At 57.9% G+C, this 8,996-nt stretch carries 8 protein-coding genes; 4 read left to right on the top strand and 4 right to left on the bottom strand.

The window, feature by feature from the left end; genetic code table 11:
• Nucleotides 1-70 precede the first annotated feature (70 nt).
• From EO136_RS11620 to EO136_RS11630, 4 genes are all read right to left on the bottom strand, one after another.
• Complete coding sequence (locus tag EO136_RS11620; protein ID WP_127143937.1) at nt 71-1,270, bottom strand: IS256 family transposase; 1,200 nt, start codon at nt 1,268-1,270, stop codon at nt 71-73.
• Nucleotides 1,271-1,345: 75 nt separating this feature from the next.
• Nucleotides 1,346-1,501 carry a hypothetical protein gene (locus EO136_RS18590; RefSeq protein WP_164730554.1) on the bottom strand — a complete coding sequence of 52 codons (156 nt, stop codon included), beginning with the start codon at nt 1,499-1,501 and terminating at the stop codon, nt 1,346-1,348.
• Nucleotides 1,502-1,534: 33 nt separating this feature from the next.
• Complete coding sequence (locus tag EO136_RS11625) at nt 1,535-2,431, bottom strand: ArdC family protein (RefSeq protein WP_127144591.1); 897 nt, start codon at nt 2,429-2,431, stop codon at nt 1,535-1,537.
• Nucleotides 2,432-2,781: 350 nt separating this feature from the next.
• Complete coding sequence (locus EO136_RS11630; protein ID WP_127144592.1) at nt 2,782-3,936, bottom strand: P-loop NTPase family protein; 1,155 nt, start codon at nt 3,934-3,936, stop codon at nt 2,782-2,784.
• Nucleotides 3,937-4,299: 363 nt separating this feature from the next.
• Here EO136_RS11630 and EO136_RS11635 point away from each other — a divergent pair, with 363 nt between their 5' ends.
• The 4 genes from EO136_RS11635 to EO136_RS11655 all read left to right on the top strand — a co-directional run bounded on the left by EO136_RS11635 (nt 4,300) and on the right by EO136_RS11655 (nt 8,922).
• A complete protein-coding gene (locus EO136_RS11635) occupies nt 4,300-5,844 on the top strand; it encodes a Fic family protein (RefSeq protein ID WP_127144593.1) in 1,545 nt (514 codons plus the stop codon).
• Nucleotides 5,845-5,967: 123 nt separating this feature from the next.
• Nucleotides 5,968-6,978 (top strand): ABC-three component system protein, encoded by a 1,011-nt coding sequence (locus EO136_RS11640; protein ID WP_127144594.1) that lies wholly within the window; start codon nt 5,968-5,970, stop codon nt 6,976-6,978.
• Nucleotides 6,975-7,466 (top strand): ABC-three component system middle component 2, encoded by a 492-nt coding sequence (locus EO136_RS11645; RefSeq protein WP_127144595.1) that lies wholly within the window; start codon nt 6,975-6,977, stop codon nt 7,464-7,466. The genes EO136_RS11640 and EO136_RS11645 overlap by 4 nt, the downstream gene beginning before the upstream one ends.
• Nucleotides 7,467-7,570: 104 nt before the next feature.
• Nucleotides 7,571-8,922, top strand: a protein-coding gene (locus tag EO136_RS11655; RefSeq protein WP_127142649.1) for an IS3 family transposase whose coding sequence is annotated in 2 segments (ribosomal slippage) — nt 7,571-7,907 and nt 7,907-8,922 — 1,353 coding nt in all. Because the reading frame shifts where the segments join, the coding sequence is not laid out codon by codon here.
• The last annotated feature ends 74 nt before the right edge of the window (nt 8,923-8,996 follow it).

Genomic DNA, 8,996 nt, shown 5'->3' on the forward strand with positions numbered 1-8,996 from the left:
GATGGTGTCCCCTGGCGTGGTGTAGGTTGGTTTGGGCCGCCACGCATTTCCCGGCACTGCCGGTGTCGGATCAGCCGGCCAGGGGCGGCAGGCTGATGAGGGGATCATCGCTCATCTGGCTCATTGTTTCCAGTGTCATGTAGCGGGCGCGCTGGACGGCCCACTCATCGTTCTGTTCGAGCAGTAACGCGCCCACGAGGCGCACGATGGCGTCATCATTGGGAAAGATGCCCACGACATCGGTGCGCCGCTTGATTTCGCCGTTGAGACGCTCGATTGGGTTCGTGCTGTGCAATTTGGTCCGGTGTTCGCGTGGGAACGACATGTAGGCCAGAACATCAGGCTCGGCCTCATCGAGCAGGGTGGCCAGCTTGGGCACCTTGGGTCGGATCTGATCGGCGACGGCGCGCCATTGCGCACTGGCCGCCTTTGGTGTTTCCTGCGCAAAGGCCGTGGCGATGAAGGCAGAGACGACACGGCGCCCGCTCTTTCCGGCATGGGCAAGAACGTTGCGCATGAAGTGAACCCGGCATCGTTGCCAAGTGGCGCACAACACCTTGCTGACGGCCGCCTTGATCCCTTCGTGCGCATCGGAGATCACGAGCTTGACCCCACGTAGCCCCCGCCGGGTCAGCTTGCGCAGAAACGCTGTCCAGATCGGCTCGGCTTCCGAGGTCCCGATCTCCATGCCCAGAACCTCACGCCTGCCATCACTGTTGACGCCGATGGCGATAATGGCGGCGACCGAGACGATACGCCCACCGCGGCGCACCTTGAGGTAAGTGGCATCAATCCACAGATAGGGCCAGTCACCCTCGATGGGGCGATCGAGGAAGGCTTTGACCTTATCGTCGATCTCTTCGCACAGCCGGCTCACCTGACTTTTGGAGATGCCGCCCATCCCCATGGCCTTGACCAGATCATCGACTGATCGGGTGGAAATGCCCTGGATGTAAGCTTCCTGGATAACTGCGGTTAGAGCCTTCTCGGCCATGCGGCGCGGCTCCAGGAAGGTTGGGAAATAGGACCCTGTCCTCAGCTTGGGAATGCGCAGCTCGACAGTGCCGGCGCGTGTCTCCCAGTCTCTGTCGCGATACCCATTGCGCTGGGCCAGGCGATCGGAGCTCTTCGCTCCATAACCAGCGCCTGTGGCAGCGCCCACTTCCATCTCCATCAGGCGTTCAGCGGCAAAGCCGATCATCTCACGCAAAATATCGGCGTCGGGGGTCTGTTCGACCAGAGCGCGAAGGTTCATCATATCGGTGGTCATCGGTGGTCCTTTCGGATTGTGGCTTCAACAACCCGACATTACCGGAAAACCGCCGGTGACCACTCTCCTCAGAACCTACACCACCTCCAGGGACACCATCCCGGTTTCGGTGACGGGGAGCGCAATCCTGTTTTCGCTGTGCAGTTCGATGTGCTCCGTCATGCCGAATTTCTCCGGCGTGAAGGTGATCTCCACCTGAATACCGCGCCATGTGATGGTGTGATTTTCCATTTTTCTGATCCTCCTGCCGGTAGGGAGCGCCGCTTACGCGGCGACTCCTTCCTGCCTGCGATGCTGGAGGCCATGCAGGAAATCGGCGGCGCGCTGCGCATGGGCGGCGGCGGCAAAGATCGCGCGCTTGTCGTTGCTGAGCACTTTCAGCCAGCTCTGGATATAGGCGGCATGATCGGTGCCGGGCTCCGGCGTCAGGGCCAGATCCGCGCAAAGAAACGCCGCGCCAAGTTCAGCAACCAGTTCCTCGCGCGCATAGGCCTCATCGCCCCAGCGCTTGCGGCCAAACTCGCGGTCCAGCCGGCTCTTGTGTTTCGTCCAGTGCGTCAGCTCATGCGCCAAGGTCGCATAATAGCTTTCAGGGCTGCGGAAACATTCAAAGGGTGGCATCTGAACATGATCGCTTCCGCCGCTGTAAAAAGCGCGATTGCCGCCATGCCTGACATCTGCGCCGGTCGCGGCAAAGAACGCATCCGCATATTCAATCCGCTGCGCCGCATCAATGACGGGTTCCAGCTTCGCGTAGTAATGATCGGGTAGTCCGTCGATCTGCTCCACGTTGAAAACGCTATAGGCCTTCATAAACGGGATTGTTCGCTCTTCCTCGGTTCCGTCTGCGCCCTCTTCTGTCTTGGTGATGGTGTTGGCATAAACAACGGGATTGCCGCGCTCACCTTTGCGGACATGCGCGCCAAGCTCTTTTGCCTGTTTGAAGGTCATCCAGTACGGGGAATTAAAACCGGCTTCCAATGCCGCGCCCCAGAGCATCAGCACGTTGATTCCGCTATAGGCAATGCCATTGTGCCGTAGCGGCCTGACAATCCGCCCGTCCATGTTTCCGGCGGACCACGGCTTGAGCCATGTCAGTTCGCCCTGCTCCAGATCGGCAATGATTTTGTCGGTGACTCGGCTGTAAATGTCCTGTTTCATTGGTCTTTCTCCTAGTTTGAAAACCGGTTGCGCATGCAACCGGACTAGGCCCGCGCCAATGAGCGGGGGGACGGCCGTCACAGACCGCAGACAGCGGAGGGGGATCACCCGTCCTGCACAAACGAAGTGCGGAAGGATGGGGAAACCGCTGGCTGCGCCCGGAGGGCTTGGTCTTGACGGAGGACGGGGCCGCCGGGCCCCTAAAGGAAAAAAAAAGGTCAGCCCTTTAGGGCTGGCAATTCAGCTTGCGTAAGGGATGGAAGCCGGATGGCCGAGACTGCCACAGGCAGCCTCGGTTCACGACAGCCCGGCCCTCCAAGGCTTGTTGGAGGGTGCGGCTAAATCCGATATCAGGCGCTTTTGATCGGGCGAACAATAACGCCCTGCTCTTCGTGGGCTTCCAGCAAGAGCTGGACATACTCCCGCGTGCTGGTCGTCACATGCCCCAAGCCAGGCCAGGCAAAGGGAAAGCTCATGCCGCTTACCATGAGCTCCAGTTCTACACCGAGCAGTTTGGCAACCGCGATGGCCGCCTCAGGCTCCTTGGATTCAGGCCAAAGGTCCTCATCCAGAACAATGCAGGCATCATGCTCATCATCGACATCGATCTCTGCCAACTGCGCGCCAAGCCGCTCTGCCGGGGTCGCCGCGTCCTCCAGCAACGCGTTGCGCAAAAGCAATGAAATGCTGTCCTCGTCGAGCGTCAGCGTTGGCCTTGAATCGACTACTTTGATCGTGGGCTCAGGACGCTGCTTGGTCTGCGGGCGCACAACAGGTTTCGGTCTCACATCGGAGCCATCCAGCCAGGCTGGCGCAGAAAAAATGTCGATGGGTGATGCGCCGCAGCCGGGGCAATGCCACAGATTTTGCGCAAGCTGCGCACCCGTGATCTCGCCATCACAATGCAGGCAATACCACTCGGCAGACAGGCCCCCGAAGAGCGGATGTATCACGGCCCCTTCGGCATCGGGCTTGGTGGCGCGTCTGGGCCAATCGGAAGAAATCCCTGCGCGTACCCTGGCTGCCTCTTCATCCGCGATCACCAGTGCTGCATTCAGAAAATCAGGCTTGCGCACAGGGCTGGTATCAGAATGCGGCCTTTCGATTTCAACGACCGGCTGAGCAAACAGTGCTTCGCCAACCAGAATGCGCCATCCGTCGCCTTCCACGCGAATATCGCCGAAGAACTCAAAGACGCGATACGCGTGCTCACCGATCTTTCCCTGCCTGATCGGTTCATCGACCGGACGGGAGAAGCTCTTCTCGATGAAGCTCTCTTTCTCACCCGTACCCGGATGAGATTGGCGGACAAACGCTTTGGCCTGAGCCAACTGCTCAGCGCTCGGGAGCCATCCTTGCTTCGACCTCGTTGCCAGTTGCGTCCAATGCGCAAAGTCCAACTCGGCGGCAATCGCGTTAAGCGCTTCGTGTTGAGGAATTCGATTTGCGCGCGCATATCGTTTTGCGAGCGTCTTTAGTGCGTTGATTTCGTTTTTCTTTGTCATGATCCATTTCCAAAACGGGATCTGACTAGGTGCCCGCTACTAACCAGATCCCACAAGTGGACTGGAGTTATTATTGTTGAATGAGAGTGCTGCGTAGCTTTGCGTGGCGGACACACCGGCATGCACTAAATGCCACCATGAGCGTGGCAGGATTCTGTGGAGTTCGTCAAGCTGTTACCTAAGTTGCCTTGCGCGGTCTGATCCTGACGGCGGGCGGGACCGCGAGCAGCCCCCAAGGTGCGCTCAGTCAAAAAACCCATTTTCACAAAAATTTTCTGTCAGAACTGTTATTCATGTGGTAGAATCAAAATTCAGGAAGAATGCTTTCTGGAACCGTAAAACCCCGAACGAGGCACGGATTTCATGGCTTCGGCCTCGCAGCACCAGTTTTCAGGCCCCGTGTCTGTTTTTCAGGAAAGACGCCTTCCTGAAACCGCAACGCCTGCCGGCTACAGCGCGCTAATCGATGCCTATGGGCTCGGCGCCCCCCTGCCACGCACGCTCTGCGCTATCGGCGCACATCACCGCATGCTGGAGCGCGACGGTTGGCGGATCATGACCCCGCGCCACGCGCCAGAAGCCAGCCTCGAAGGCCACCTGACCTTCGCCCTCAAATATGAAGGGCTCGATCTTGCCGTCCTCAAGTGCCTGTTCCTGAAGGCTGGCGCTGACCCGATCACAGCTATCGTGCATGACAAGCCAACCGGCACCTACGCAAGGCGCGTCTGGTTTCTCTATGAATGGCTTACCGGACAAGCGTTGAACCTGCCCGACGCCCGCACCGGGAAATATGTCCCTGTGCTCGATCCCGACCTGCAATGGGGCATCGACGGTGAAACCGTGTCCCGCTATCGGCTGCGCAATAATCTGCCTGGCACGCCGGAATTCTGTCCGCTGGTCTTTCGCACGGAGCGGCTCGAAGGTTTTATCGCTGAGGGCCTGGCGCAACGTGCCAGAGACATCGTGGCCGATGTGCCGCGCGATGTCCTCGCCCGCACCGCCGCCTTCTTGCTGCTCAAGGATTCCAAATCCAGCTACGCGATCGAAGGCGAAAGCCCGCCGCAGGACCGCATCCAGCGCTGGGGCCGCGCCATTGGCGAAGCAGGCAAACAGCCGCTTGATGAGGATGAACTGCTGCGCTTGCAACGCATCGTCATCGGCGATGCCCGCTTCATCAAACTCGGCTTTCGCGACGAAGGCGGCTTTGTCGGCGAACATGACCGCGAAACCCGCTTGCCGCTACCCGATCACATCAGCGCGCGGCCGGAAGACCTACAATCACTTCTTGCCGGCATGATCGCCTTCGACCACGGCCCCGCTCAAAGCATGGATGCCGTCATCGCCGCCGCGATCCTCGCCTTCGGCTTTGTCTATATTCATCCGTTCGAGGACGGCAACGGCCGTCTGCACCGCTATCTCATCCATCATGTTCTGGCCGAGCGCGGCTACAATCCGCCCGGCGTCGTCTTCCCTGTCTCGGCAGCGATCCTGGATCAGATCGACCGGTATCGCCTCACGCTCGAATCCTATTCGCAGCGCTTGCTGCCCTGTGTTCGCTGGGAGCCAACCGAGAAATTCAATGTCCGGGTTTTGAACAATACCGGCGATTTCTATCGCTTTTTCGATGCCACCCCGCACGCCGAGTTTCTCTATGAATGCGTCAAACGAACCATCGATCACGACCTGCCGTATGAGACAGACTTCCTGCGGCGCTACGATGAATTCCGCCGCCGCATTGAAGGCATGGTCGATATGCCTGAGCGAACGGTCGATCTGCTATTCCGGTTTCTTGGTCAGAATGGCGGGAAGCTCTCTAACCGCGCCAGGGAGAAGGAATTCGATGCGCTGACGGCCGATGAAGTGAGACGGGTCGAGGCCATCTATATTGATACCTTCTCGTCGCTTTAAGGGCCTAAGTGGCCTTTTCGGCGGAAAATAGGGGTCTCCGACCACTGGACGATTCGATCTGAATAGAATGATTGCAGAACATTGAGGGAGCCGCTAAGTTATTTTGGGGGAACAAGAAATTCTATGTCTGGTGATATTCGATACGACCGACTCATTCTTTTAATGGACGACGATGAACTGGAGATGTTCTGTCGTGCATGGACTGAGAAAAAGTCCGGCTACGTCGAAGTAAAGCGCATCGCGGGCACAGGCGATATGGGCCGCGATGTTGTTGGCTTTCTCACCGATGCGCGCCACGATGGCCAGTGGGACAACTATCAATGCAAGCAATACCGGAAGAGTGTAAGCCGCTCGCAGGGTCTTCTTGCAATTGGCAAGGTTCTCTACTGGGCATCTCAAGGCAATTTTAGTCCGCCGAAGAATTTTTATTTTGTGGCCCCAAAGGGATTGGCGCGCAAACTTGAACTTCTGATAGATAAACCAAGCGAGTTGAAGAAGGCGTTGATCGACGGTTGGCCTTCCATTTGTGCCAACTCGATCACCAAAAAAGTTGCTGTGCCGCTCGATGCCAAGGTGATGAGCGTCATAGACTCCTATGACTTCAGCAATGTACGCATCGTCACCATCGATGACATGATGGACGATCCGGCGGTGAAGCCTCTTCTGATCGAAAAATTTGGAGCTGATCCTGGCAAGTATCCCGCGACCGCGGTTCCGAAGGACGTTCAGGACACAGAGATGCGCTATATCGACGAACTCGTCGAGGCGTATGGTGAGCGCGCCGAGGAGCCGTTCGCCAATCACGCCGCCGTCCTAGCGGACGCGGAGCACGGGCCGGATTTGCGAAGGCAGCGCGAGCGCTTTTTTGAAGCGGACGCCTTTCAGAAGTTCTATCGGGATAACACTTCAGCCAGCGTCATATCCGGTTTCCGGAAAGACGTGCACTTTGGCGTGGTCGATCGCTGGAAAGGGCCGGCTACCGATACGCTTGCTCGCGTCGAAGCCGTTATGAATCACGCGGGCGCGGTAACGTGTGCTGGGCCATTGGCCAAATACGCTCACGTCCCAGTCAAACAGGGAATGTGCCATCACTTTGTGAATGACGGCGAATTGTCCTGGAAGAAAAAACCATGACTCCCACAGCGCATCCCGAATTGTTCAACAGCCCGCTTGAAACAGGTGTGCGTAGCGTCGTGCTTTTGAATACAGCCTATCCGCGCGCGTTTGATCTGAAGGAATTGACTTGGCTCGATCATCTCGTGGTTCACACGAGCGACATCTCCGGCCCTGAAAGCCTGCACCCGAACGTGCCGCACCGTGATGGCGAACTGCTGGTGCGGCGCTCTTTGGTTGAGCAAGGCCTTCTGCTCATGCGCAGCCTACACATGATAGAGGTCAGGTACGGCACCTCCGGCATCGTCTACACGGCGCTTGATCAGGCCGCGCCGTTCGTAAAGTTAATTCGCACGGAATACGGGCGCGCGCTGAAGGAGCGCGCAGCGTGGCTGATCGACTATCTGTCAGAATATGGCGAAGAGCATCTGCATGAGGTAATCACCCAAAAGATTGGGCGGTGGGCCGTCGAGTTTCAAAGCGACTTGAAACCGGGCGGTAGCGCATGACCTATGCGGGCTGGCACATTGTACCCCGTCAGCACCAATGGCACAGATTTGAGCTTGTGATGTAAGGAGAGTTTTGGTCTCGTCGGAGTGACGAAGGAACGACGATGAGATCAAAATTCTCGAAAGCCAAAAAGCCTGCCGAGCAGGTGGTCAAGGACATCCGCCGCGCAACCCGGCGGCATTTTTCAGCAGAAGACAAGATCCGGATCGTGCTCGATGGCTTGCGTGGCGAGGACAGCATTGCCGAGCTGTGCCGCAAGGAAGGTATCGCCCAGAGCCTTTATTACACCTGGTCCAAGGAATTCATGGAAGCGGGAAAGCGTCGCCTTGCAGGTGATACCGCCCGCGCCGCCACCAGTGACGAGGTCAAGGATCTACGCCGTGAGGCCGGAGCGCTCAAGGAATGTGTTGCCGATCTGACGCTTGAAAACCGTCTGCTTAAAAAAAGCATGATCGGGGATGGGGACGACGACGCATGAGGTATCCAGCATCCGAAAAGCTCGAGATCATCAGGCTGGTCGAGCAATCCCATCTGCCAGCAACACGCACGCTCGATAAACTGGGAATTCCACGCCGGACCTTTTATCGCTGGTATGACCGCTACCTCGGTGGCGGCCCGGAGGCGCTGGAGGACAGGCCCTCGGCGCCCAGTCGGGTGTGGAACCGGATCCCGATCGATATCCATGATCAGATCATTGAGATGGCGCTTGAGCAGTCTGAACTCTCGCCTCGGGAACTGGCGGTGCGGTTTACCGACGAGAAGCGGTACTTCGTCTCTGAAGCCAGTGTTTACCGGCTTTTGAAGGCCCACGACCTGATCACCAGCCCAGCCTATGTGGTAATCAAGGCCGCCGATGCGTTCCATACCAAAACCTCCCGGCCCAACCAGATGTGGCAGACCGATTTTACCTATTTCAAGCTCATCGGCTGGGGCTGGATGTATCTCTCGACCGTGCTCGACGATTATTCCCGCTATATCATCGCCTGGAAGCTGTGCTCAACGATGCGGGCCCTGGACGTTACCGACACGCTGGACATGGCTCTGGCAGCCTCAGGGTGCGACCAGGTCAATGTCCACCACAAGCCTCGGCTGCTCAGCGATAATGGCCCGAGTTACATCGCGGGGGAGCTGGCCGACTACATCCAGGCCCAGAACATGAGCCACATCCGTGGAGCCCCCTGCCATCCCCAGACCCAGGGCAAGATCGAGCGCTGGCACCAGACACTCAAGAACCGCGTGCTACTGGAAAACTACTTCCTGCCTGGTGATCTCGAGGCCCAGATTGAGGCCTTCATCGAGCACTACAACCACCAGCGTTACCACGAAAGCCTCGATAACGTGACCCCGGCCGACGCCTACTTCGACAGGGCACAAACCATCATCAAACAGCGAGAAAGGATCAAACGACAGACCATCGAGCATCGGCGCTTGCAACACCGCAATCTCGCCGCTTAAAATCAACCCAGAGACGAGGCCAACGCTCCTCTATTCGACGCACCAAATTGCGCCAAATCATCTGACGACGGACA

This window comes from Pelagibacterium montanilacus, from assembly GCF_003992665.1.
Taxonomy (GTDB): Bacteria; Pseudomonadota; Alphaproteobacteria; order Rhizobiales; family Devosiaceae; genus Pelagibacterium; species Pelagibacterium montanilacus.